Annotated in this window: 20 protein-coding genes; 2 read left to right on the forward strand and 18 right to left on the reverse strand. The window is 67.3% G+C overall.

The features are described 5' to 3' along the window. Positions 1-4: 4 nt before the first annotated feature. On the reverse strand, positions 5-475 hold the full coding sequence (locus WS66_RS09475) for a winged helix-turn-helix transcriptional regulator (protein ID WP_059532386.1): 471 nt from the start codon (positions 473-475) through the stop codon (positions 5-7). Between the two features lie 156 nt (positions 476-631). Here WS66_RS09475 and WS66_RS09480 point away from each other — a divergent pair, with 156 nt between their 5' ends. Further along, entirely contained in the window at positions 632-1,864 is a 1,233-nt protein-coding gene (locus WS66_RS09480) for an MFS transporter (protein WP_059601650.1), read from the forward strand. Between the two features lie 151 nt (positions 1,865-2,015). Here WS66_RS09480 and WS66_RS09485 read toward each other — a convergent pair whose 3' ends face one another. The 10 genes from WS66_RS09485 to WS66_RS09530 all read right to left on the reverse strand — a co-directional run bounded on the left by WS66_RS09485 (position 2,016) and on the right by WS66_RS09530 (position 14,834). Then, the gene (locus WS66_RS09485; protein ID WP_059601648.1) at positions 2,016-3,182 is read right to left on the reverse strand and encodes a glycosyltransferase family 4 protein; all 1,167 of its coding nucleotides are present in this window, start codon (positions 3,180-3,182) and stop codon (positions 2,016-2,018) included. After that, complete coding sequence (locus WS66_RS09490; protein WP_059601646.1) at positions 3,182-4,366, reverse strand: glycosyltransferase family 4 protein; 1,185 nt, start codon at positions 4,364-4,366, stop codon at positions 3,182-3,184. The genes WS66_RS09485 and WS66_RS09490 overlap by 1 nt, the downstream gene beginning before the upstream one ends. Next, on the reverse strand, positions 4,363-5,829 hold the full coding sequence (locus tag WS66_RS09495) for an O-antigen ligase family protein (protein WP_059601644.1): 1,467 nt from the start codon (positions 5,827-5,829) through the stop codon (positions 4,363-4,365). The genes WS66_RS09490 and WS66_RS09495 overlap by 4 nt, the downstream gene beginning before the upstream one ends. Before the next feature lie 10 nt (positions 5,830-5,839). Further along, positions 5,840-6,976: a glycosyltransferase family 4 protein gene (locus WS66_RS09500; protein ID WP_059601642.1), complete on the reverse strand. Its 1,137-nt coding sequence runs from the start codon at positions 6,974-6,976 to the stop codon at positions 5,840-5,842. Positions 6,977-7,019: 43 nt separating this feature from the next. Further along, positions 7,020-7,979, reverse strand: coding sequence for a glycosyltransferase family 2 protein (locus WS66_RS09505; protein ID WP_059601641.1), 960 nt, complete (start codon positions 7,977-7,979; stop codon positions 7,020-7,022). Between the two features lie 62 nt (positions 7,980-8,041). Further along, complete coding sequence (locus WS66_RS09510) at positions 8,042-10,267, reverse strand: polysaccharide biosynthesis tyrosine autokinase (protein WP_059601639.1); 2,226 nt, start codon at positions 10,265-10,267, stop codon at positions 8,042-8,044. A gap of 50 nt (positions 10,268-10,317) precedes the next feature. Next, the gene (locus WS66_RS09515; protein WP_059601638.1) at positions 10,318-11,496 is read right to left on the reverse strand and encodes a polysaccharide biosynthesis/export family protein; all 1,179 of its coding nucleotides are present in this window, start codon (positions 11,494-11,496) and stop codon (positions 10,318-10,320) included. Continuing rightward, positions 11,490-11,933, reverse strand: a complete 444-nt coding sequence (locus tag WS66_RS09520) for a low molecular weight protein-tyrosine-phosphatase (protein ID WP_059531598.1) — start codon at positions 11,931-11,933, stop codon at positions 11,490-11,492. Before WS66_RS09520 ends, WS66_RS09515 begins: the two co-directional genes overlap by 7 nt. Positions 11,934-11,973: 40 nt before the next feature. Then, positions 11,974-13,389: a UDP-glucose dehydrogenase family protein gene (locus tag WS66_RS09525; protein ID WP_059531601.1), complete on the reverse strand. Its 1,416-nt coding sequence runs from the start codon at positions 13,387-13,389 to the stop codon at positions 11,974-11,976. A gap of 71 nt (positions 13,390-13,460) precedes the next feature. Continuing rightward, positions 13,461-14,834, reverse strand: a complete 1,374-nt coding sequence (locus WS66_RS09530; protein ID WP_059601850.1) for an undecaprenyl-phosphate glucose phosphotransferase — start codon at positions 14,832-14,834, stop codon at positions 13,461-13,463. Between the two features lie 427 nt (positions 14,835-15,261). Here WS66_RS09530 and WS66_RS09535 point away from each other — a divergent pair, with 427 nt between their 5' ends. Continuing rightward, complete coding sequence (locus tag WS66_RS09535; protein ID WP_059601636.1) at positions 15,262-16,788, forward strand: mannose-1-phosphate guanylyltransferase/mannose-6-phosphate isomerase; 1,527 nt, start codon at positions 15,262-15,264, stop codon at positions 16,786-16,788. Positions 16,789-16,909: 121 nt separating this feature from the next. Here WS66_RS09535 and WS66_RS09540 read toward each other — a convergent pair whose 3' ends face one another. The 7 genes from WS66_RS09540 to WS66_RS09575 all read right to left on the reverse strand — a co-directional run bounded on the left by WS66_RS09540 (position 16,910) and on the right by WS66_RS09575 (position 23,512). Next, positions 16,910-17,851 carry a transposase gene (locus WS66_RS09540; protein WP_059601634.1) on the reverse strand — a complete coding sequence of 314 codons (942 nt, stop codon included), beginning with the start codon at positions 17,849-17,851 and terminating at the stop codon, positions 16,910-16,912. 732 nt (positions 17,852-18,583) lie between these two features. Continuing rightward, the gene (locus tag WS66_RS09550) at positions 18,584-19,165 is read right to left on the reverse strand and encodes a DUF3501 family protein (protein ID WP_059601633.1); all 582 of its coding nucleotides are present in this window, start codon (positions 19,163-19,165) and stop codon (positions 18,584-18,586) included. A 44-nt stretch (positions 19,166-19,209) separates the two neighbouring features. Next, positions 19,210-20,547: a heterodisulfide reductase-related iron-sulfur binding cluster gene (locus tag WS66_RS09555; RefSeq protein WP_059601848.1), complete on the reverse strand. Its 1,338-nt coding sequence runs from the start codon at positions 20,545-20,547 to the stop codon at positions 19,210-19,212. Positions 20,548-20,669: 122 nt separating this feature from the next. Then, the gene (locus tag WS66_RS09560) at positions 20,670-21,092 is read right to left on the reverse strand and encodes a rubrerythrin family protein (protein WP_059466550.1); all 423 of its coding nucleotides are present in this window, start codon (positions 21,090-21,092) and stop codon (positions 20,670-20,672) included. Between the two features lie 283 nt (positions 21,093-21,375). After that, a complete protein-coding gene (locus tag WS66_RS09565) occupies positions 21,376-22,644 on the reverse strand; it encodes an RNA polymerase sigma factor (RefSeq protein ID WP_059601631.1) in 1,269 nt (422 codons plus the stop codon). After that, positions 22,641-23,057, reverse strand: a complete 417-nt coding sequence (locus WS66_RS09570) for a VOC family protein (RefSeq protein ID WP_059601629.1) — start codon at positions 23,055-23,057, stop codon at positions 22,641-22,643. The genes WS66_RS09565 and WS66_RS09570 overlap by 4 nt, the downstream gene beginning before the upstream one ends. 35 nt (positions 23,058-23,092) lie before the next feature. After that, on the reverse strand, positions 23,093-23,512 hold the full coding sequence (locus WS66_RS09575; RefSeq protein WP_059466553.1) for a YciI family protein: 420 nt from the start codon (positions 23,510-23,512) through the stop codon (positions 23,093-23,095). Between the last annotated feature and the right edge of the window lie 17 nt (positions 23,513-23,529).

Genomic DNA, 23,529 nt, shown 5'->3' on the forward strand with positions numbered 1-23,529 from the left:
ACACTCACGCCCGCGTCCCGCCCCCCTCGTCGCCCACCTTCCGCACGACCGTCTCCGCCGCCTTCAGCGGCCGGCCGTCGTCGTGCCGAAGCGCAAGCTTGCGGATCGCCCGGCCCGTCTTGCGCTCGACCAGCACCGAATGCGGCTCGCCGCGCTCGAACAGGTTTGCCTCGCCCCACTGCCGCAACATCACGATCACCGGAAACAACCCCTCGCCCTTCTTCGTCAACGCGTACTCCTGATATGCGCTGCCGTCCGACGCGGGCACGACTTCGAATACGCCAGCGTCCACCAGCATCCTGAGCCGGTCCGACAGGATGTTGCTCGCGACGCCGAGGCTCGCGCGGAAATCGCCGAACCGGCGCACGCCGTCGAACGCATCGCGCACGATCAGCAATGCCCAGCGATCGCCGACGATATCGGTCGCCCGCGCCACCGGGCACGGCGAATCCGCGAGACTTTTCTGCCTGGCCATATTGCTCTCCGCTGTCGCGCCGGCGCCTTCGCGGGCCGCCGGCCGTCCGTGCGCGGGCCCATCGCCCGCCGTCACACAGGTTGCATTTTAAAACCACTTTTCCTACACTCGCACTAGTTTCAAATTGCAACCACTTGAGTGAGCGTGAGACACCCCATGGAATCACCCAGTTCAGGAACGGTCGCGTCGAACGCGACGTCGCGCACCGCTCGTCCGATCGCCGTCTCGCGGGTGTCGACGGCGCGCGTCGTGCTGCTCGCCGTCTGCTGCGCGGCGAGCGTCGCGAACGTGTACTACGCACAGCCGCTGCTCGACTCGATCGCACATGACTTCGGCGTATCGCAGGCGGCGGTCGGCGGCGTCATCACCGCGACGCAACTCGGCTGCGCGCTCGCGCTGCTGTTCGTCGTGCCGCTCGGCGACCTGCTGAACCGCAAACGCCTGATCACCGTTCAACTTCTGCTGCTGACGGCGGCATGCATCGGCGTGGCCGCCTCGCCGACGCGCATCGCATTGCTGGCCGGCATGGTCGCGGTCGGGCTGCTCGGCACCGCGATGACGCAAGGGCTGATCGCCTGCTCGGCCGCGCTTGCAGGCGCCGGCGAGCGCGGCCGCGTGGTCGGCGCGGCGCAGGGCGGCGTCGTGATCGGCCTGCTCGCCGCGCGCGCGCTCGCGGGTGTCGTCACGGATGTCGCCGGCTGGCGAGCGGTTTATCTGGTGTCGGGCGCGCTCGCGATCGCGATGCTGGTCGTGCTGGTGCGGCTGTTGCCCGATGCGGACGCGCCGCGCGAGCGCATCGGCTACGCGGCGCTGCTCGGTTCGATGGTCACGCTGCTGCGCGACGAGCGTGTGCTGCGTGTGCGCGGAGCGATCGCACTGCTGCTGTTCGCGGCGTTCAGCATCTTCTGGAGCGCGCTCGTGCTGCCGCTGAGCGCACCGCCGCATGCGATGTCGCATACGCAGATCGGCGCATTCGGTCTGGTCGGCGCGCTGGGTGCGGCAGCCGCCGCGCGCGCCGGCCGGCTCGCGGATCGCGGCCTCGGCGAAGCCGCGACCGGCACCGCGCTCGCGCTGCTCGCGCTCTCGTGGCTGCCGCTCGCGTTCGCCGGTACGTCGATCGCGCTGCTGGTCGTTGGCATCGTGCTGCTCGACGTCGGTGGGCAGGCCGTCCACGTCGTGAACCAGAGCATGATCCTCGGCGCGCGGCCCGATGCGCACGCGCGCCTTGTCGGGTGCTACATGCTGTTCTATTCAGTCGGCAGCGGGCTCGGCGCGATTGCGTCGACGATGATGTATGCGCACGCCGGATGGATCGGCGTCTGCGGGCTCGGGGCGGCGGTCAGCGTGGGTGCATTCGCCGTATGGGCCGTGACGCTCCGGCGTGCATGACGCGTGTCGAAGTGTCGAACATAGAGCGCGAATCGCGGCGTGCCTCGCACGGAACGAAATAAACCGGCTCGCCCGGATCGAGCGGCCGGCATGCGGACCGGACGCATGCGCGTGCGCCGGCCCGACCGTCGCGGCGGCGTGCCGCGTTCGCTTACCCCGCCGCCTGGATCGCCTCTTCGTACACGCCGGCGACGCGTCGCGCGATCACCGCGTTGTCGAAATGTTCGCGCGCGTAGCGCTTGCACGCGGCCTCGTCCGGCAGCGTGATCGCGCCCGACAGCGCGCCGCCGAGCCCTTCCGCGATCGCATCCGCGCCCGTCGACGGCAGCACGAGATCGTCGGACAACCCGGCCACCGCCTCCGGCAGCCCGCCGACCGGCGTCACCAGCACCGGCGTGCCGGACGCCAGCGATTCGACCGTGATCAGCCCGAAGCCTTCGAGCGCGACCGTCGGCACGACGCTGACCGTCGCCGCGCGGTACAGCGCCGCGAGATGATGGTCGGGCACGAACCCGAGCAGCTTCACGTTGTCCTGCAGCCCCGCGTCGTCGATGCGCTGCTGCAGTTCCTCGCCGATCTTGCCCTTGCCGGCGATCAGCAGCAGCACGTCCGGGTGACGGTGCTTGACGAGACCGATCGCGTCGATCAGGTCTTCCAGCCCCATGCGCCGCACGAGCCGGCGCACGGCCAGCACGATCGGCCGGTCCTGCGGCAGTTGCAGCTTGTGCCGCGCCTCGGCCGGCGTGAGCGGCGTATCGAACTGCGCGGTATCGACGCAGCCGGGAATCACGCGCACGCGCGACGGATCGATGCCGTAGCGGTTCGTCAGGATCTGCCCGAACGCCTGCGACAGCACGATCAGGCGCGACGAGCGCGTATAGACGGCCTGTTCGAGATAGCGCTTCGCGCGCTGCCCGAGCGACGCGGCGCCCTCGACCTGGCTTTCGTCGGCCCACGGCCCCTGGAAATGCGACACCTGCGGAATCCCGCGCGTCACGTCGAGGCCCGGGAACGTGTACAGCGCGAAGTGCGACGAAATCACGTCCGGACGCTCGCTGCGGATCTCGTCGCGCAACGCGCGGCGCGCGGCGAGCATGCGGCGCGCAAGCGGCTGCGACGCGGGTCCGAAGCCCTGGATCGCACCGCCCGTGTCGTCGGCGACCTTCGGCGAGCCGGCAACGAGCCCGCGCACCTCGACGCCCGCACCGGGCAGCGCGCCGACGAGCGAGTAGTACATCCGGTCGAGGCCGCCCGCGCGTTCGGGGAACCAGTGCATGCCGATCTGCAACGATTTGATCGGCCGGGAAGATTGGGACATTACGACTGCTCCTGCGTAACCGCATGCTCGACCCGCTCGAAGGCGGACGGCTGCGAGGGTTGGCCGATGCGCCGGTAGAGCGCGACATACTGGGCGCCCATGTGGGCCCAGCCGAAACGGGTCATCAGTTCGCGGGCCGCGTCGCCCATCGCGCGACAGGAGTCGCGCGACGCCGCGAGCGAGCCGATTGCCTGCGCGAGCGCGTCCGGATCGTCGGGGTCCTCCAGCACGATCCCGCAGTCGCGCGTAATGATTTCGGCGCCGCCGGCGGTGCGCGCGGTGACGACCGGCAGCCCGGCCGCCATGGCTTCCAGCAGCGACAGGCTCATCGCTTCGTAGCGCGACGGAAACACGTAGGAGTCGACCGAGCGCATCAGCGTCGGCATGTTCTTCACGAGACCGAGGAAATGCACGCGCGAATCGATGCCGAGCGCGCGCGCCTCGTCCGGATACGGGCTGCCGGGCAGATAGCCCGCCACCGCGAGATGGACGTTCGCCGGCAGCTTCGTCAGCGCCTTCAGCACGGTGCCGAGGTTCTTGCGCGGCGTGCGCAGGTCGCCGACGAACAGCAGCAGGAACGCATCGTCCGGCAGCTTGAACGCCGCGCGATCGGCCTGCGCGCCGGCGAACGCGCTGCCGTCGACGCCGTTGTAGATCACGCTGATCTTGCCGCTGTCGATGCCGAGCCCGGCGATCTCGTCGGCCACCTTCTGCGACACGGCCGTGATCGCGCGCGAACGCCGGTACGCCCAGCGCTCGAGCGCCGTATTCACGCGCGTGTAGACGTACTGGTAGGCCGACCACAGCCCCTTCGTCAGCCCGAACGGGTAATACGGGCTCTTGAACCAGCCGCCGTGCACGAAGTGCGCGGTATTCACGTCGGCCTTGATCCACGAAATGAAGCCGTTCACGTGCAGCACGTCGTACTCGCTGCGATGCGCGCGCAGCCACCACGCGCTCTTCAGCGCGAACACCTGCTGCTTGACGAGATTCGACGGCCAGAAGCCGCCGACCTTCACCGGCACCCAGCGCACGCGCGGGTCGGCAAGCAGCTCGGGCGCGACATGCGACGCGACCAGCGTGACCTCGTAGTTCTCGGCCAGCGCCGCGCGCGCGATTTCGTAATTGACGCGGCCCTGCCCGTCGTTATGTCGCACGACGTGCGTGACGATCGCGATTCTCAATGGTCGCCTCCCCGTGAACGCGCGGCGGCCAGCAGGCGCTGTGCCTTCTGCCAGTGCGCCGCGGATAGTATTGAAAAAATGGCCGTGAACAGCAGCAGGCCGCCCGTGCCGATCAGCGAGTTCGTGAACACGAGCATCGCGAACACCGACAGGCACAGGCTCAGGCATGCGCCGACGAACTTGTCCTTGCGCAGCTTGAACGCCGCGCGCAGGGTGCGGGCGAGCAGCATCACGACGCCCGACAGGTACAGCAGCGTGCCGGGCCAGCCGAGCACGAACGGCACGTTCATCACGCCGCTGTCGAAGCTGCCGTACTTGCCGAGCTCGCCGCTGTCGCTCGACAGCTTGGTGGACGCGCCGGTCGCGCCCATCCCCTCGCCGGCGACGTCGGTGAACGCCGTTTGCGCGAAGGTCGCGTAAAACTTGTTGCGGTCGTCGTAGCTGCGGTCGTCCTTCAGGTTCGTGATCGATTGCAGGCGCGCGCCGAGGCGGTCGGCCACCGGGCCGACGGTCAGCAGCGGCACGCATAGCCCGACCAGCACGACACCGCTGATCAGGATCCGCATCCGCACGCGGTTGCTCGACTGCACGAGCTGGATCGCGAGCGCGATCACCCAGCCGCCCCAGGTCGAGCGCACGAGACACAGCGCGAACGACACGAAGCCGGCGGCGCCCGCGAGCCAGCGGACCTTCTGCGGCGCGGCGAACACGAACACCAGCGCGCCCATGATCGCGAACGCGAACGGCCCCGACGAGTTCATCGTGCTGAAGACGCGGACACCGTACGGCACCGGCTCGCCCTGCGAACCCATGTCCGACCCGATCATCCACAGCACGTCCCACTGCGGCATCACGAAGTACTGCACGACGCCGTACACGCCCATCACGAGCATGCCCCACATGAACGTGGACAGCAGCACGTCGCGGTACTCGGGATAGTCGCGCGAGTTGACCATGATGTGAAAGCCGATCAGCACCGGGTACACCCAGTTCGCGAGGTCGTAGGTCGCGGCCATCACGCCGCTCGACACGATCCCGACCAGATACGCATACGTCAGCCCGAACAGCATCAGCAGCACGGGAACCCCGCGCCGCTGCGCAAGCACGCGGTAATGCCTGAGCAGCCCGAACCCGGCGATCATCGTCACCGCGAGCGGCGCGACCTGAATCAGGCTCGTCGGCGTGAACGCGCCCTTCGACCAGTCGGCGAGACGTCGAACTTCAGGGCTCAGGAACCACACCCACCACATGAAGCCGACGTAGCGCGCCGGACTCTTGAAATACAGCCAGATGCCGACCGCGATGGCCAGCACCGGAAACGCGAGCGTCAGCACCTTGCCCTGGTGAATGGCGATCAGCGCGGCGGTAAACGTCCACAACCCCGCCTGCCCGACCCAGTGCTTCGGTTCGGGCAACCGGCTGCGGCTGCGCGACGGTGCGCGTTCGGCGGCAATCGTACTCATCGATCCGTTCTCACCGCGACGACGGGCGCGAATCCGCGAGCGGCATCGCGAGACCGGCCGCCGCCGGCGTGCGACGCCGGCGCAGCATGTCGCGCGTGATCCGCACGTGCTGTTCGGCGAACGCCTGCGTGGTCAGGTCGCGCTCGCGCAGGCACGCGGCCGCGGCACGCGCGCATTCGAGCGCGGCGGCCGGATCGGCCACGAAGCGATCGGCGGCCTGGCGCATCGCCGCTGCGTCGAACGCCGGCACGTAGGCGGCCGTATCGTGCGGGAAGTAGTCGCTGAGCCCGCCGACGTCGGACACGATCATCGGCTTGCCGACCGCCGCCGCCTCGAGCATCACCGTGATGCCCGACGCGTGGAAGTTCGGCCGCAGCGGCACGACGATCACGTCGGCCCACGCGTACAGTTCGTGCTGCTTCGCGAGGCCCGACGCCGAGCCGATCTTCACGTTCGGTGCATGCCACTCGCGCGGCACGCGGCGCCGCGTCGCGAGCCGCACGTCGTAGCGCTCGTCGCCGCCGAACGCGGCGAGGAACGTGCGCCAGTCGCGGTCGCGGTCGTTGCCGATCGCGGCGATCCGCAGCGGCCGGTTCGGCTGCCACTGCTGCGGCTCGGTGAGCGGGAAGTCCTGCGTGTTCAGCCCGTAGTAGACGAACTCGGCCTCGCGCCCGAGAAAGCGGCGGCACAGCTCGGCGTTGTCGCGGGCGAGCGTCGTCAGCGCGTCGGCGCGCGCGAGCAGCTTGCGGTACAGCCAGCGGCGCGGGCCGCCGAACGTGTTCCACTTGTCGAACAGCCACACGCTCTGCGCGAGCAGCAGCGGGCGCTTGCCTTGTGCGCCGGCGAGCTTCAGGATCAGCGCGGCGGCGAGATGCTCCTGCTCGGTGTGCGTCCAGATCACGTCGGTGCCCAACAACGCCGCGCGATTGCGCCACGCATGCACGACGTCGAAGCCAAGCGCCGCCTTCAGCGCACGGCGCACGAGGCTCGCGACGCGGTTCTCGCGCCGGTCCTGCGAATAGGTCAGCCGGAATTCGTCGGATTCCGCGTGGTGATAGCCGTACAGGCAGCCGATGTTCTCGCCCTTCCGGTAAGTACGCGGATCGGCGCCGTAGAACAGGTGGACGTGAACCTTCGTGGAATTCATGCAAGCCCTCCGGGGATGGCCGCGCGTCGTGCGCGCAGCCCGTTCAAGACGTCACCGGCGGCATCGCCGCACGATGGGGGGCAAGGTCGGCGCGGCGCGCATCGCGTGCGCCGCGGCGCACCGCGCGCCAGTGCTCGCGCACACGGTCGCGCCGCGCGGTATGCAGCGACAGCAGCACGTGCGCGAAGCCCGGATAGACGCGCGTGCCGATCAGCGTCCACCACCACCAAGCGATTTCGCGCCGCACCGGCGGCAGATGCTCGCGCAGGATCAGGTGCAGGTTGTACGCGCCGTTGCTGATCGCATTCAGCGATGCCGCATCGCGCCGGTCGTCGTCGAAACGCTCGGCCGGAAAATGATCGACCGCGATCGCCGGGTCGTAGACGAGCTTCCAGCCGTCACGCTGCACCTGCATGCTGAAACCCATGTCGTTGTGCACCTGCGCGCCGGCGCCGCGCAGCCGCGTGTCGAAGCGCAGACGTTCGATCGCGGCGCGGCGGTAGCTCATGTTCGCGCCCTTGAGCATGTCGACTTCGCGCGCGCCGCCGACGCCCAGATGATGGTTGCCGACGATCTTGCCGGACAGCGTGAGCTGGCCGACGAGCTCGCGCGACTCGTCGAGCACGCGGCCCTTCTCGTGCACCCAGTCGCGGCCGCCGACCGCACCGACGCGCGGGTCGGCCAGGAACACGGCTTCGACGCGCGCGAGCCAGTCGGCGCGCGGCGCCGCGTCGTCGTCGGTGATCGCGACGATGTCGCCGCTCGCCGAGTCGAGCCCCTTGTTCAGCGCGGCGACCTGCCCCGGCACGTCCACCGGCACGATCCGCAGCGGCAGCATGCCGCCGACCGATGGATCGGCGAGGCGCTCGTGCGTGGCATCGTCCTCCGGGCGCGCGACGACGATCACCTCGTCGGGCAGCCGCTGCTGGCGCTGCAGCGCCAGCAGGCAGCGCGCGAGGTCGGCGGGACGCCGGTAGGTCGGAACGAGCACGGAAATTTTCATCGAGGGTTCTCCAGTCGGCCGGGCCGGCGCTGCGCACGCCGGCCCGGTTTCGTGCAATGCCGTCAGGCGCTCAGGTATTCGTGGACGGCCGCATAGCCGCGGCCGTAGCCGCGCGCCTTCGGCGGCACGCCGTTGAAGATCCCGCCTTCCAGATCGACGCCCGCGGTACGCAGGCGCTTGATCGCGTCGGCGATCTCGCCTTCGGTATGCATGCCCGAGCGCAGCACCAGGAAGGTCGCGCCGGCCATGCGGCCGATGATGGTCGCGTCGGTCACCGCCAGCACCGGCGGCGAGTCGATCAGCACGACGTCGTAGCGCTTGCCGAGCCCTTCGAGGTATTGCGGCAGGCGCGTCGACATCAGCAGCTCCGACGGGTTCGGCGGGCGCGTGCCGGCCGAGATGAACGACAGGCCCTGCACCGGCGTCTCGCGGATCGCCTCCTCGAGCGGCGACTGATCGCTCAGCAGTTCGGACAGGCCCGGCTGCGCGGTGAGGCCGAAGTAACGGTCGAGCATGCCGCGACGCATGTCGGCGTCGATCAACAGCACACGCTTGCCCGAATGCGCGAGCAGCACCGCGAGGTTGACCGTCAGGAAGCTCTTGCCGATGCCCGGCGTCGGGCCGGTCAGCACGATCACGCGGTTCTTCGCATCCATCATCGCGAACTGCATCGCGGTGCGCAGGCTGCGCATGCTTTCGACGCTCAGGTCCTTCGGACGCAGGCTCGCGAGGATCGGCCGCGCGCGGCCGCCGCCCTTCTCGGCCATCGCGTCGAGCTTCACTTGCTCGGCGCTTTGCGGCACCAGCCCGTACAGCGGCAGGTTGAACGTGCGCTCGACGCGATCCGGATCCTCGATGCCCTGGAACAGGTTGCGGCGCAGGAACACGACGCCGGTGCCGAGGATCAGGCCCAGGAATACCGCGGCCGACAGGATCAGCACCTTCTTCGGCTTGACCGGGGCGCCCGGGCGCAGCGCGGAATCGACGAGGTGGATGTTGCCGCCCGTGCCGGCCTTCTGCACCGACAGCTCCTGCACGCGGTTCAGCAGCAGCACGTAGATGTCCTCGGCGACCTTCGCGTCGCGCTGGAGCTGGACGGCCTTCACTTCGGTCGCCGGCAGGCTGCGGAAGCGGTTGCTGAACTTGTCCTTCTCGCCCTGCAGTTCCGCGAGCTGCTGCTTCGCGGCGATCACCATCGGGTGCGAATCGGTGAAGCGCTGCGCGAGCGATGCGAGCTGCAGGCGCTGGGCCGCGATCTGCTGCTCGTACTGCACGCTGCCTTCGAGATAGACCTTCGCCTCGTCGCTCGCGTTGATCGAGCCGGACGTGCGCTGATACTGCGTCAGCGCGGCTTCCGCCCGCTCGAGATCGGACTTCAGGCGCGGCTCCTCGCCCTTCAGGAAGTCGAGCATCTTGGTCGCTTCGGCCTGCTTCGCGATCACGTGCTGGTTCAGGTACGACTGCGCGAGCGCGTTCGCGATCGCGGCGGTCTGGTCCGGGTCCTTGCCTTCGAGCGAGATCTGCACGACGCCTGTCTGCTTGCCCTGCTCGGACACCTGGATGCCCGACTGGAAGCCGGTGATCGCATCGAGATCGTTGTAGCGGACCACCGTGAATTGCGTGCCCGGACGCGCGACCAGCTTCTGCACCAGCAGCGTCACGCCGCCGCCCTGCTCCGATTCGCCGACACGGCCCGACAGCAGGCGGCTGCCGTTCGCGTCGACGAGCGTGTAGGTGCCGTTCGGACCGGCCGTCAGCGTCAGCTTCTTGCCTTCGAGCGCGGGCACGACGTTGATCGTGTCGATGTCGGCGACTTCGCCGCCCCATGCGTACGACCGCAGGCCGAACCACGCGCGCGAAGGCTCGCCGGGCGTCGCGACGCGCGCGGACAGGCTGCCGAGCAGCGGAATCGTCTTCGGCACGACCGAGAAGTTCAGCTTGAACTGCTCGACGACCGGCGTGACGACGCCGCGGCTCTTGATGATCTCGATTTCCGCGTCGGTCTGCGCTTGCTGCGGGCCGCTGTTGATCGCCGCTCCCGTCTGCGTCTGCGTGAGCGCCTGCGACGTGTTGTCGTTGCTCTCGACCCGCACGTGCACGTCGGCCTGGTACACCGGTTTCGCGATGTAGCAGTAGAGGCCGGCGAGCGCAATGACGGTCACCGCGATGCCGAGCAGCAGCCAGATGTCGTCCATCAGCACCTGGAGCAGCTGGCCGAGGACGACGTCCTCTTCCTCGGTTTTCGCGGTCAGATCCGCGTAGGCGTGTTTTGCTTGCGTGTTCACCATTCGTTCCCGCTTGAGTGGTGCCGGGGGGCAGACGCCACCCCGGCGGGCTATCAGCGCGTGATTTGCCGCATGTAGAAGATCGTCTGGATCGTCGGCAGCACCTGCTGCAGCACACGGTTGAACTGCACCGAGCCGGCCGTGCTGACGTAGACGACGTCGAGCGGCTGGAGCGGGAAGCGGCTAGACAGCATCAGCGCATCCGGCTGCGTCATGTCGAGACGGAACACTTCCGGCTTCGTCGGGTTGTCGCGCATCCCGCGCATCACGTAGATCTTGCGCGGGTTCGCATCGGTGTCGAGGATGCCGCCGCCGGCCGTCAGCGCGTCGGCGATGGTCAGCCTGCCCTTGAGCATCGGCACCGTGACCGGCGTCTTGACCTCGCCCATGATGAACACGCGGCTGTCGCTGCGGTCCGGCACGTTGACGATGTCGCCCGGCTGCAGCATCACGTTCTGCTTCACTTCGCCGCGGTCGAGCACGCCGTTCGCGTCGAGCGTGTAGAGCTTGCCGTCGCGCGTCAGGCGCACGCGCTGCAGGTCGGCCTCGGCGGTCGAGCCGCCCGAGCGCGAGATCGCGTCGACGAGCGTCAGCGGCACGTCGCTCATCGCGAGCGGGCCGGGCGTCTTCACCTCGCCCGTCACCTGCACCTTCTGACTGCGGAACGACAGCACGCGCACATCGAGCTGCGGATTCTTCACGTAGCGCGCAAGGCGCGTGGCCAACTCGTCGCGCGTCTGCGCGATCGTCTTGCCCGCCACGTGGATGCGGCCGACGAACGGAAAGAAGATCGTGCCGTCGGCGGCCACGGTCTGACCGTACGGATCGGCCTGGCCCGGCAGCGACGACGAATACGGCTGCTGCAGCGCGCCCGCGATCGTCTGCGTCGTGTTGCCGCCGCTCGAGAACGACTGGCCCTGCGGCGTCGTCAGCTCGGGATGGTCCCACACGGTGACGCCGAGAATGTCCTGCGGGCCGATGCGGTAAACGTACTGCGACGGATCGGTGTAACGGCCCGGCGGCAGCGGGTGTTCGACCTGCTGCTTCTGCAGCTGATCCATCACCAGCTTCGCGTCGATGTAATGAACCGGATAGGTTTCGGCCTGACCTTGCCGGCCTTCGTCCTTCAGGTTCGACGAGTCGAGATAGTTGCCGGGCGCAGTCGCGCAGGCCGACAGGAAGGTCGTCATCGCGACGGCGAGCGCCAGCGGGCGCATGGGACGTTTCAGCATAGTTTTTGCAGCCATCCTTGAACCAGACGTTCGATCAATGAGTAGCTCTCGCGATAGTCGGCCTCGGGGCCGCCATGCGGATCCGCGATCTCGGCGTCCTCCCACTTGCCCAGCAGGTGAACCTTGCCGCGCGCGAACGGATCGACCGATTCGACGGCCTTGATCTGTTCGCGCTCGCTGACGAGAATCAGGTCGGCGTCGCGCACGATCCGGCGCGACAGCCGCCGCGACCGGTGCGTCGTCGCATCGACGCCGCGCTCGGCGAGCAGTTGCCGCATCACCGGATCGATGCCGTCGCCGTCGTTCGCACGCACGCCGGCGGAGTGGAACGTCACGCGCGGGCCGCCGCGCGACGCCGCGTGCGACTTGAACAGCAATTCCGCCGCCGGGCTGCGGCAGACGTTCGCATGACAGACGATCAGGATGTTCCGGAACATGGCGTCTCGATTCGGGTTATGGGTAACGGCGACGCGCGGGTCACGCGTTCGCGCGCGCGGCGCCCGGCACGCGGGCGGCGACGGCCTGACGCGAGCCGGGGCGGCCGATCGGGTGGTATTCGATGCCCTGCTCGCTCATCGTCTCCGGCTCGTAGAGGTTGCGGCCGTCGAAGATCACCGGCGATTTCCATTGACGGCCGAGCGCGACGAAATCCGGGCTTTTGAACGCCTTCCATTCGGTGACGATCACGAGCGCGTCGGCATCGCGCGCGGCCTGCGCCTCGTCGTCGACGAACGTGAGACGCTCGAGCCAGCTCGGGTGATCCGCGAGATCGAGCGCGAGCACGCGGCGCGCTTCCTGCTGCGCGACCGGGTCGTACGCCGCGATGCGCGCGCCGCGCGACAGCAGCTCGGCGATCAGCTCGCGGCTCGGTGCCTCGCGCATGTCGTCGGTGTTCGGCTTGAACGCGAGCCCCCAGATGGCGAACGTGCGGCCCGTCAGGTCCTCGCCGAAGCGCGCGACGATCTTGTCGGCAAGCACGCGCTTTTGCGTCGCGTTGACCGACGACACGGCCTTCAGGATCTGCAGCGACTGGCCGTGCTCGTCGGCCGTGCGGATCAGCGCCTCGACGTCCTTCGGGAAGCACGAGCCGCCGTAGCCGCAGCCCGCATACAGGAAGTGATAGCCGATGCGCGGATCGGAACCGATCCCGCGGCGCACCGCCTCGATGTCCGCGCCGAAGCGGTCGGCCAGGTTCGCCAGTTCGTTCATGAACGAGATGCGCGTCGCGAGCATCGCGTTCGCCGCGTATTTCGTGAATTCGGCCGAGCGCACGTCCATGTACAGCGTGCGTTCGTGGTTGCGGTTGAACGGCGCGTAGAGCTTCTTCATCAGTTCGCGCGCGCGCTCGCCCGGCACGTCGTCGTCGCAGCCGATCACGATGCGGTCCGGCCGCGTGAAATCGTCGACCGCCGCGCCTTCCTTCAGGAATTCCGGATTCGACACGACGGAGAACATCGGGGCGTCGCCGCCGCGCTTCGAAAGTTCCTCGGCCACCGCCGCGCGCACGCGCTCGGCCGTGCCGACCGGCACCGTCGACTTGTCGACGATCACCTTGAAGCCCTTCATGTAGCGGCCGATGTTGCGCGCCGCCGCGAGCACGTACTGCAGGTCGGCCGAGCCGTCCTCGTCGGGCGGCGTGCCGACCGCGATGAACTGCACGTCGCCGTGCGCGACCGCGGCCTCGATGTCGGTCGAGAAGCGCAGGCGGCCGGCCGCGCGGTTGCGCGCGATGACTTCCTTGAGGCCCGGCTCGTGGATCGGCACGCCGCCGTTGTTCAGGACGTCGATCTTTGCCTGATCGACGTCGAGACAGAACACGTCGTGCCCGATGTCGGCGAGACAGGCGCCGGTGACAAGACCTACGTAACCGCTGCCGATGATAGTCAGATTCATGATGTGTCGGACCTCGTGACCAATGATTCGAAATTCGTGAAACCGGAGTGTCTGCGCGGAACGAAACCGCGTCAGTAAGCGTTGCTGCCGGTGAAGCCTTTCCAGAGCGTCAGCACGACGATCTTGATGTCGAGCCAGAACGACCAGTTCTGCATGTAGTACAGATCGAGCTTCACGCGTCCCATCATCTTCTCGATCTGGTCGGTCTCGCCGCGAAAGCCGTTGATCTGCGCCCAGCCGGTGATGCCCGGTTTGATCCGGTAGCGGAACATGTAACCCTTCACCAGATCCTTGTAGATGTCGTCGTGCGCAAGCGCATGCGGACGCGGACCGACGACCGACATCTCGCCCTTCAGCACGTTGATGAACTGCGGCAGTTCGTCGAGGCTCGTGCGGCGCAGGAAGCGGCCGACCGGCGTCACACGCGTGTCGTTCTTGGTGGCCTGCGTGACCTGCCCCGCGACTTCCTGATGCACCTTCATCGAGCGGAACTTGTAGATCTCGAACTCGTGGCCGTCGATGCCCTTGCGCTTCTGGCGGAAGAACACCGGCCCGCGCGACGTGAGCTTGATCAGACATGCGATCAGCAGCATCACCGGTGCGAGCGCGGTAAGCGCCGCCAGTGCGAACAGCCGGTCGAACACGAACTTCGGCAGGATCCGCACGTCGGTGATCGGCGACGCCGCGAGGTTGATCGCCGGCACGCCGAGCACCTCGACCACTTCCTGGTTGAAGAACGACAGCGTGCGCACGTCCGGAATGAAACGGATGTTCACGAAGTCGTGGCGGAACACCGTCACGATCTGGTGAATCCGGCGCTCCTCCGTGATCGGCAGCGTGAGCCACAGCTCGCTGATCGCGCGGCTGCGCACCAGCCACACCAGCGATTCGAACTGCCGCTCGATGCGCACGTCGTCGAGCGCGACTTCGCCCGGTACTTCGCTTTCGTCGTACACGCACACCGGGTTGAAGCCCGCTTCCGGACGCGCCCGCATCTGTGCGATCAGCCGCCGCGCCGCCGGCGTGCCGCCGACGATCGCCACTGCCTTCAGGTTGTAGCCGCCGCGGCGCAGTTGCCGGAGCACGACGTGCACGCAAGCCTTGGAGCCAGCGAGCAGCGCCATCGTCACGAGCGCCCAGTAACCGAGCCACAGTCGCGACAGGTCGCCCGACTGGTGGAAGCTGAAGCTCATCAGGATGCCAGCGAGCTCGACCACCAGCCACGCGAACGCGACGCGCCCCACCAGACCGACGAGACGCTTGCCGCGCCACGACTGGTAAATGCCGATGGCCGGAAAGAACACGACGACCAGCAGGCAGTCGAACAGCACCGTCGTGCGCTGCAGGTCGTTGAGCCAGATGCTGCCGCCGTGCAGCGCGGCGGCGATCAACGCCCCCAACACGACCATCGCAATATCGATGACTCTCGCCAGCACGCTCAACATGTCCGCTTCCTCTTTGAACAGGCGTTTGCCGAACAGCTCCTCGTGCAGCCCGTGCCGCACCTTCGATTCAAACGTTGCATGACGCTATTGAAGCGACAAGAAAATCGCTCCTCAAGCGCTCAAGTATTTCGAAAAATAATCGGAAATTCTTGCCGCGACATTTCCGAATTAAATCGGCACGTTTTCCCGAATCGATCGTGAATCGGGATTTTTTCGAGAACTTTACGGTTCCCACGAGCCCTTTTCAGGACGGGGCTCCAGCCCGATTCGTCGAATTATTTTTTATTTTTTTATTTGCATCGCGTGCCATCGAAGAAAAATTTTCCTGACATGTGCGCTTCGAATATCGCGCAAATCGCCCCGGTTTTATTGTCGATTTACTTCATGCTACAAACAGGCACTGACTTCAATCGAGGAGAGTGTCATCATGAATGCTCCGGCCGTGGCAGCCGATACGCGCCCTTCTTCTTCCGCCGCAACCGACGCCGCGACGCGGGTCGCGGTGCAGCCGGTGATCCTTGCAGGCGGTTCGGGCACGCGTCTGTGGCCGATGTCGCGCGAACACTATCCGAAACAGCTGATCGGCCTGCTCGGCGATCATTCGCTGCTGCAATCCACCGCGCTGAGGCTCGACGGCCTCGCGACCGGTCATCCGCTGAACGACGACGTGCTGATCGTGTGCGGTGAGGATCACCGCTTCACGACTGCCGAGCAACTGCGCCTGACCGGCAAGCGTGCATCGATCATGCTCGAGCCGCTCGGCCGCGACACCGCGCCCGCGCTGACGCTCGCCGCGCTGCGGATCGTCGCCGGCGGCGGCGATGCCGTGATGACCGTGATGCCGGCCGACCACGCGGTGGCCGACCAGCCGCGCTTTCATGCGGCCGTCGCGGCCGGCGTGCACTGCGCCGCCCAGGGCAAGATCGCGACGATGGGCATCGTGCCGGGCCGTGCCGAAACGGGCTACGGCTACATCCGCGTCGGCGCGCCGCTCGGCGACGCCGCTACCGGCAACCTCGACGTGCGCCGTCTCGACCGCTTCGTCGAGAAGCCGCATCTCGAACTCGCGCAGCAGTACGTCGCGTCCGGCGAATACTGGTGGAACAGCGGGATCTTCATCGTGCGCGCGTCGGTGTGGCTGAACGCGATCCGCCAGCTCGAACCCGAGATCCTCGCAGCGTGCGAACAGGCCGTCGCAGGCGGCAAGGACGACGGCGACTTCTTCCGCGTCGACCGCGACGCGTTCGCCGCGTCGCCGTCGAACTCGATCGACTACGCAGTGATGGAGCGGCTCGTGAACCTGCCGCAGCTGTGCGAAGGCGTCGTCGTGCCGCTCGACGCGGGTTGGTCGGACGTCGGTTCGTGGGACGCGATCTGGCAGATCCTGCCGAAGGACGAAGCCGAGAACGTCGGCCGCGGCCACGTGCTGTTCGAAAACGCCGAATCGACTTTCGCGCATTCGGAACACCGGCTCATCGCGTGTGTCGGCACGCGCAATCTCGTCGTCGTCGAAACGCCGGACGCCGTGCTCGTCGCCGACAAATCCTGCGTGCAGGACGTGAAGAAGATCGTCGGGCGCATCAAGGCCGAACGCGGCGCGGAAGCGACCGATCATCGCAAGGTCCATCGCCCGTGGGGTCATTACGACTCGGTCGACATGGGCGAGCGCTTCCAGGTGAAACGCATCGTCGTGAAGCCGGGCGCACGACTGTCGCTGCAGATGCACCATCACCGCGCCGAACACTGGATCGTCGTGCGCGGCACCGCGCGCATCACGCGCGGCGACGAAACCTTCCTGCTGTCGGAAAACGAATCGACGTACATCCCGCTCGGCGTGTCGCACCGTCTCGAGAACCCGGGCAAGATGCCGCTCGAGCTGATCGAAGTGCAGTCGGGCGCGTATCTCGGCGAGGACGACATCGTCCGCTTCGACGATACCTACGGTCGCCAGTGATGCCACGCCTGCCGGGCGCGCCGTCTCGACGGTGCACCCGGCATCACGGGCATGCCGAAGACAAAAAAACGCGCGGGCGTCGTGACGGACGACGACCCGCGCGTTTTCGTTCGGACGACGATCAACCTACGCGATACGCGTATTCGCGGCGGTCCGCCTGCACGGGGTCGTTGCGGCTCTCGGACAACGCGCCCGCACGACGCTCGGCGATGAAGCGCTTGATGTCCGACTCGGCACGTGCCAGCTCGGACAGGCCGGCCAGCACCTCGCTTTGCGGCGCACGCACCGGTTCGTCGCTCGCCCCATGGCGATCGATCCACTGACGCGCCCAGTCGAGCGCGTACTGCTCCGCTTCCTCCGCATCGGTGAAACGCGGGCCGATCAGGCCCGAGCGCTCGACGCGCCGGTCGTCCTGCGTGATCTCGGCCCACGCGCGATACATCAGGTTCTGCACCGGTTGCGCGCTGCCGCAGATCGTATAGCCACGGTATTCGTCGACTTGCGGCTCGGCCGCGGCGAAGCTCGCGGCGGACGGACGCCCGTGACGCAGCCCCGCGGGCTGCGCGCCCGGCACCGCGAACGATGCACCGCGCGACGCGTCGTCGGCGGCGTTCGGCATCGCGGTCAGCGTCGCGCCCTCGCCATCCCAAACGTTTGCCTCAGCGACCGGCAGTTGCCACGACTCGGGGTTCTGCCAGAACACGCCGCGCAGACGGTCGTTGTCGGGCACGGGCTCCGCGCGGCATGCCGGTGCGACCGGCACCGGCGGCGGCGGCACGTACGCGAACGTGCGCCCGCTGAACTGGGTCAGCACGTCGATCATCTGCAGCAGCGTGCCGTTCGCGAGCCACTCCTCGTAGCGGCGACGGCACGTCGGCCCGGACGGATAGCGCCCGGGCAGTTTGGACCACGCTTCACCGGTCGTCAGGATCCAGAGAACCGCGTTGGCGACAACGCGCGGTTCGGCTCGCGGACGGCCTCGACGGTTCAGCCGAATGGGTTCATCGGCGATCAGCGTTGAAAGTCGAAACCACTCTTCATCGTTAAGCTCATCGAAGAACATAGTCGATTTCTCCACGCAGCCAGGCCGGGGCTGCGATTGTCGGCGCCGTCGTCACGCATCGCGTCACGGGGCGGCCCGGTTGCACATTATGGTTATCCGGTCGTTGTGCATGCCGGTGCGACACCGCACTTTCACGGTGCCGCCATTCACGGCAATGGCGCACAAACTACGGTCTCACTCCAATGTGGGAATTTTTGTGCACGAAGCATACCATCCTCAGGGTTTATCTCAATATGACAATGACTTAATGTTACGCACTGAAACAACCTGCCATGGATGCGCAATCCATTTACGCTTGAATTTTTTTACGCGATCGTTATGCGGGGTGCTGGAAAGCCCCGTCTGGCGGGGCTCTGCGGGGTGCGGATGCGGCCCAACCGGCAGGCCGCCCGATTTGTTCCGACCCTTGCCTGAAACAATTCCGGGAATTGCCGCCGAAAATCGGTAAATCAGGGAAAAATTCGTAACAAGATATTCACGGATCGGTAAATCGTTCAAACTCGATTGAACTGAATTTTCCCCGTGCACAATCTTTTTATTGTTTCTCTGCGAGTAGTGAAAGCGATCGCGGGTCGATGCACATCGTTTCCCGGCATGCAAGCGTCGACGGGTCTGTTACATCCTCGGCGTAGCAGACGGCCGACAGCGGCGGGCGCGACGATCGGGCGCCGCGTTCCGGGTCGGAACGATGGGGAATCGCGCGATACGAAAAGCGGCACCCGGCCGCACGCATCAGCGCAGATCGCCGGCCAGCGACGCGGCGACGTCCGCGTCCACCCGTTGCGGCGGCATCGTGTAGGCCGGGTGATCGCAGCCGATCGACAGCGTCGCGCCGCCCTTGAGCGCCGCGCGCATCGGCTCGCCCAGTTCGAAGCGCACGAAATGCACGGCCGAGGTCTTCTCCGCGTTGTCGCGGTCCAGATCCTCGTCGGCGATCGCATAGACGTCAGGGTGCCCGTCGACCCGCAGGTACACGCGATCCTCGACGCCGATCAGCCGCGCGAGCGCCGCCCGCCGTTCGGCCTCGTGCTCGTATTCGATCTGCAGCGTTGCCTTCAGGTTGGTGCCGTCGGGCACGAGCGGCAGATAGGCTTCCAGTTCACCTTCGATGCCGGCCTCGTCGAAGATCTTCTCGATGTGCAGCATTTCCTGGATCTGGTAGCGGATCGTGGTCTCGTCCTCGAACAGCAGGCGCAGATGGTTGCCCAGCGCCACCGCGCGGCGGCGCTTGTACGCGACGAGCCGCGCGTGTTCGGTCTTGCGGATCTTCGCGTACGCTTCGAGCGTCAGCAGCGAGTCGCGGGTCAGCGTCATGGCGTGTCCTTGGATAGCGTCGATGTCTTCGTGGAGCGGCCGCTTCAGATACCGTACGCGCGGCGCAGCAGCGTCAGCGGATGCGCGAGCGGCGCGGCGGGCAACCCTTTCTCGTCGATGCCCTGCACGATGTGATGCCCGGCGAGCGCGCAGTCCGACGACACGACATCCGGCTTCGGCTCGGCCATCGCCTTGAACACCGGCGCACCGATCCGCATCGCGTCCGCATGGAAGGCCTTTTTCACGCCGAACGTGCCCGCGTGCCCCGAGCAGCGCTCGACGACGTTCACGCGCGTATCGGGCACGAGCGACAGCGTGTCGGCCGTCTTGCGGCCGATGTTCTGCACACGCGCGTGGCACGGCACGTGATACGACACGGTGCCGAGGCCCTGCTTGAAGTCGGTCTTCAGCAAACCGTCGCGATGCCGCGCGATCACGTATTCGAACGGATCCCAGAATGCATCGGCCACCGCGCGCACGGCGTCGTCGCCGGGAAACATCAGCGGCAGTTCGCTCTTGTACATCAGCACGCAGCTCGGGATGGCGCCGATCAGCGCATAGCCTTCGCGCGCATAACGCTCCAGCACCGGAATGTTCACAGCCTTCTTCGCGGCGACGCCCGCAAGGTTGCCCTGCTCGAGGAGCGGCATCCCGCAGCACGCTTCGCGCGTGACGAGCTCGTACGGGATCTCGTTGTGCGCGAGGATCGCAAGCAGGTCGTGGCCGATACCCGGCTCGTTGAAGTTCACGTAGCACGTCGCGTAGATCGCGACCTTGCCGGGCGTGCGTTCGCCGTCACGTACCGGCAGCCCGTCCGAGCGCTTCGCCGCACGCCGAAACTTGCGCGGCGCGAACTCCGGCAGCCATGCGTTGCGATCGACGCCGAGCGCCGCCTCGAGCGCGTGACGCGCCGGCGGCGTACGATTCACCGCGTTCACCGTCTGCGTGACGATCGGAATGCCCGCGAAATGCCCGAGCGCGTCGGTGTTCGACAGCACCTTGTCGCGCAGCGGCGCCTCTCCGCGCTTGTAGCGCGCTGCCTTGCCGCGCAGCATCAGGTGCGGGAAGTCGACGTTCCATGCGTGCGGCGGCACGTACGGGCATTTCGTCATGTAGCAGAGGTCGCACAGGTAGCACTGGTCGACGACCTTGCCGAACGCGTCCTTCGGCACTTCCTCGATGTCGCCCATCGGCGTTTCGTCGACGAGATCGAACAGCGTGGGAAACGCGCCGCACAACGACACGCAGCGCCGGCACCCGGCGCAGATGTCGAACACGCGCGTCATTTCCGCATCGATCGCGGCCTGGTCGTAGAACGCTTCGGACTGCCAGTCGAGCGGATGCCGCGTCGGGGCTTCGAGACTGCCTTCCTTGTGTGGCATGGGGCGCTCCAGCGTGGCGCGCATGCGCGCGGACTCGCCGCCCGCGTGATGCGGGCAGCGATCGACGCACGGCCGGCCGCGGATGTCCGGCCGGGCCGTGCTGCCTTGCTGCCGGACCCGCGTCAGTCGACGAGTGCGTCGAGCGCCTTCGTATAGCGGTTGGCGTGGCTGCGTTCTGCCTTCGCGAGCGTCTCGAACCAGTTCGCGATTTCGTCGAAGCCTTCGTCGCGCGCCGTCTTCGCCATGCCCGGATACATGTCGGTGTATTCGTGCGTCTCGCCGGCGATCGCCGATTCGAGGTTCAGCCGCGACGAGCCGAACGGCAGCCCCGTCGCCGGATCGCCGACTGCCTCCAGGTATTCGAGGTGGCCGTGCGCGTGGCCCGTTTCGCCTTCGGCAGTCGAGCGGAACAGCGCGGCGACGTCGTTCTGGCCTTCGACGTCGGCCTTCGAAGCGAAATACAGATAGCGCCGGTTCGCTTGCGATTCGCCCGCGAATGCGGCCTTCAGATTCTCTTCGGTCTTGCTGCCCTTGAGTTGAGCCATGTGTGCCTCCGTTCGAGCCGGCGCGGCCGCGTGCGAAGCCTGGCCGATGATGTATGTGGGGCACGAAGCGTATGCCGGACGCGCACGCTTCGTGCCTTTTAATCTAGGCGCTGGCGTTCGCATCCCCCAATAGGCTTTTTCAATCCGCGCGATAGCGGAGGGCGGGAATAAGGGACAAGTTGATGGGCGCGTCGCCGGGTGGGTCGGCGTTTCGCTCGAGATTCGGCTTCCGGGCTTCCGGCGCGACGCCCGGTGCACTCGCACCGGCGTCGCTCGTCATGCGTCACGCATCCGTCGCACGCTTCAGCAGCAATTCCCTTTCGCGTTCGTTCCGGGTCAACTCCGCCGCACGACGGAACTCGACCTTCGCTTCGTCGGCGCGGCCGAGCTTCGCGAGCAGGTCGCCACGCACGCTCGGCAGCCAGTGATAGCGGGCGAGCGCCGGATCGTCGCGCAGCACGTCGACGATTTCCAGTGCCGCGGCGGGCCCGAACGCCATCCCCACCGCCACCGCGCGGTTCAGCTCGACGACCGGCGACGGCGCGACTTCCGCAAGCGCGTCGTAGAGCGCGACGATTTGCGCCCAGTCTGTTTCCGATGCGTGCCGCGCGCGCGCATGGCACGCCGCCAGCGCGGCCTGCAGCGCGTACGGGCCACGCATGCCCCCGAGCTTCGTCGCCCGCTCGAGCGCGGCGAGGCCGCGCCGGATCAGCAGCGGATCCCAGCGGCTGCGGTCCTGGTCGAGCAGCAGCACGGGCCGCCCCTGCGCATCGGTCCGCGCGTGCATGCGCGACGCCTGCAGTTCCATCAGCGCGACGAGCCCGAGCACTTCGCTTTCATCCGGCACCAGCCCCGCCAGCACGCGGCCGAGACGCAGCGCCTCGTCGCACAGCGCCGGGCGCGTCCAGTCGTCGCCCGCGGTCGCCGCATGGCCTTCGTTGAACACCAGGTAGATCACTTCGAGCACCGACGCGAGCCGCGCGGGCCGCGCATCGGCGGCCGGTACCTCGAACGGCACGCGCGCCGCCGCGAGCGTGCGCTTCGCGCGCACGATGCGCTGCGCGATCGTCGGCTCGGGCGACAGGAACGCGCGCGCGATCTCGCTCGTGGTCAACCCGCCGAGCAGCCGCAACGTCAGCGCAACGCGCGCATCGGTCGACAGCACCGGATGGCACGACGTGAAGATCAGCCGCAGCAGGTCGTCGCCGATATCGTCGGCGCTCGCATCGGCGAGTGCGTCCGCGATGTCGGGGACGACATGCGCTTCGAGCGCGTCCATTTCATGCCCGAGCTGGTCGCGCTTCGCCGCATGCAGCGACTCCTGCCGGACCCGGTCGAGCGCGCGCCGCTTCACGGCCGTCATCAGCCACGCGGCCGGGTTGTCGGGTACACCGTCGACGGGCCAGTGCTCGAGCGCCGCGACGAGCGTGTCCTGCGCGAGCTCCTCGGCCACGCCGACGTCGCGCACCACGCGCGCGGCGCGGGCAATGATCTTCGGCGCCTCGATCCGCCAGACCGCTTCGATCGCACGGTGAGTCGCCTCACGCGTCACGACGCCTGCCCCTGGGCGGACGCATCCAGCGGCATGGCCATCAGCTCCCATGCGTGACCGTCCGGATCGTCGAATCCGTGGCCGTACATGTTCGGATACTCGCGCGGCGCTTGCGGCGCGGACCCGCCGGCCGCGAGCGCCTTCGCGACGATCGCGTCGACCTCGGCGCGGCTGTCGCACGACAGGCACGACAGCACCTGCACCTGCGTCGCCGGATCGACGATGGTCTTGCCGGTGAAGGTCTGGAAAAACGGCCGCACGAGCAGCATCGCGAAAATCGTGTCGCTGATCTTGATGCAGGCGGCCTGTTCGTTGGTATAGGCCGGCACGACCTCGAAGCCGAGTGCCTGGTAGAACGTCTTCGAGCGCGGCAGGTCGGCCACGGGCAAGTTGATGAAAACCATCTTGTGCATGACGGATGCTCCGGTGAGATTGGATTCGCGCAGAATCAGGCGTGGGTGCGGCCGACGTGGAGATCACGAAACCGCTCGACCGCGTCGCTCGGTGTCAGGTCGTCGAGCTCGAACAACGGCCGCACCTCGATCTCGCAGTCCATTTCGGCACCGAACGGCGCGGGAAACCGGCGCGTCCATTCGAGCGCCTCGTCGCGCGAGCGCACCTGGATCAACGTGTAGCCGGCAATCAATTCCTTCGTCTCCGCGAACGGGCCGTCGACTACCGTGCCCTTGCCGCCGGTGTACCGCACGCGCCAGCCGCGCGCGCTCGGCCGCAAGCCGTTCGCATCGAGCAGCACGCCGGCCCTGGCCAGTTCCTCGTGGTAGACCGTCATCGCCTCGACCAGCCGGTTGTCCGGCAACGCATCGGATTCGCTGACGGCGTTCGCCCGGATCATGATCATGAATCGCATCGCTCACTCCTTGTCAT

This window comes from Burkholderia sp. LA-2-3-30-S1-D2, assembly GCF_001523915.2.
In the GTDB taxonomy this organism is placed as follows: domain Bacteria; phylum Pseudomonadota; class Gammaproteobacteria; order Burkholderiales; family Burkholderiaceae; genus Burkholderia; species Burkholderia diffusa.

Bases quoted from the DNA above. Each gene is read 5' to 3' on its own strand.
- WS66_RS09495 (WP_059601644.1), bottom strand. From the start codon at position 5,829: ATGAGTACGATTGCCGCCGAACGCGCACCGTCGCGCAGCCGCAGCCGG.
- WS66_RS09500 (WP_059601642.1), bottom strand. From the start codon at position 6,976: ATGAATTCCACGAAGGTTCACGTCCACCTGTTCTACGGCGCCGATCCG.
- WS66_RS09540 (WP_059601634.1), bottom strand. From the start codon at position 17,851: ATGTTCTTCGATGAGCTTAACGATGAAGAGTGGTTTCGACTTTCAACG.
- WS66_RS09480 (WP_059601650.1), top strand. From the start codon at position 632: ATGGAATCACCCAGTTCAGGAACGGTCGCGTCGAACGCGACGTCGCGC.
- WS66_RS09515 (WP_059601638.1), bottom strand. From the start codon at position 11,496: ATGCTGAAACGTCCCATGCGCCCGCTGGCGCTCGCCGTCGCGATGACG.
- WS66_RS09550 (WP_059601633.1), bottom strand. From the start codon at position 19,165: ATGACGCTGACCCGCGACTCGCTGCTGACGCTCGAAGCGTACGCGAAG.
- WS66_RS09520 (WP_059531598.1), bottom strand. From the start codon at position 11,933: ATGTTCCGGAACATCCTGATCGTCTGTCATGCGAACGTCTGCCGCAGC.
- WS66_RS09525 (WP_059531601.1), bottom strand. From the start codon at position 13,389: ATGAATCTGACTATCATCGGCAGCGGTTACGTAGGTCTTGTCACCGGC.
- WS66_RS09575 (WP_059466553.1), bottom strand. From the start codon at position 23,512: ATGCGATTCATGATCATGATCCGGGCGAACGCCGTCAGCGAATCCGAT.
- WS66_RS09570 (WP_059601629.1), bottom strand. From the start codon at position 23,057: ATGCACAAGATGGTTTTCATCAACTTGCCCGTGGCCGACCTGCCGCGC.
- WS66_RS09535 (WP_059601636.1), top strand. From the start codon at position 15,262: ATGAATGCTCCGGCCGTGGCAGCCGATACGCGCCCTTCTTCTTCCGCC.
- WS66_RS09560 (WP_059466550.1), bottom strand. From the start codon at position 21,092: ATGGCTCAACTCAAGGGCAGCAAGACCGAAGAGAATCTGAAGGCCGCA.
- WS66_RS09485 (WP_059601648.1), bottom strand. From the start codon at position 3,182: ATGTCCCAATCTTCCCGGCCGATCAAATCGTTGCAGATCGGCATGCAC.
- WS66_RS09505 (WP_059601641.1), bottom strand. From the start codon at position 7,979: ATGAAAATTTCCGTGCTCGTTCCGACCTACCGGCGTCCCGCCGACCTC.
- WS66_RS09475 (WP_059532386.1), bottom strand. From the start codon at position 475: ATGGCCAGGCAGAAAAGTCTCGCGGATTCGCCGTGCCCGGTGGCGCGG.
- WS66_RS09530 (WP_059601850.1), bottom strand. From the start codon at position 14,834: ATGTTGAGCGTGCTGGCGAGAGTCATCGATATTGCGATGGTCGTGTTG.
- WS66_RS09510 (WP_059601639.1), bottom strand. From the start codon at position 10,267: ATGGTGAACACGCAAGCAAAACACGCCTACGCGGATCTGACCGCGAAA.
- WS66_RS09555 (WP_059601848.1), bottom strand. From the start codon at position 20,547: ATGCCACACAAGGAAGGCAGTCTCGAAGCCCCGACGCGGCATCCGCTC.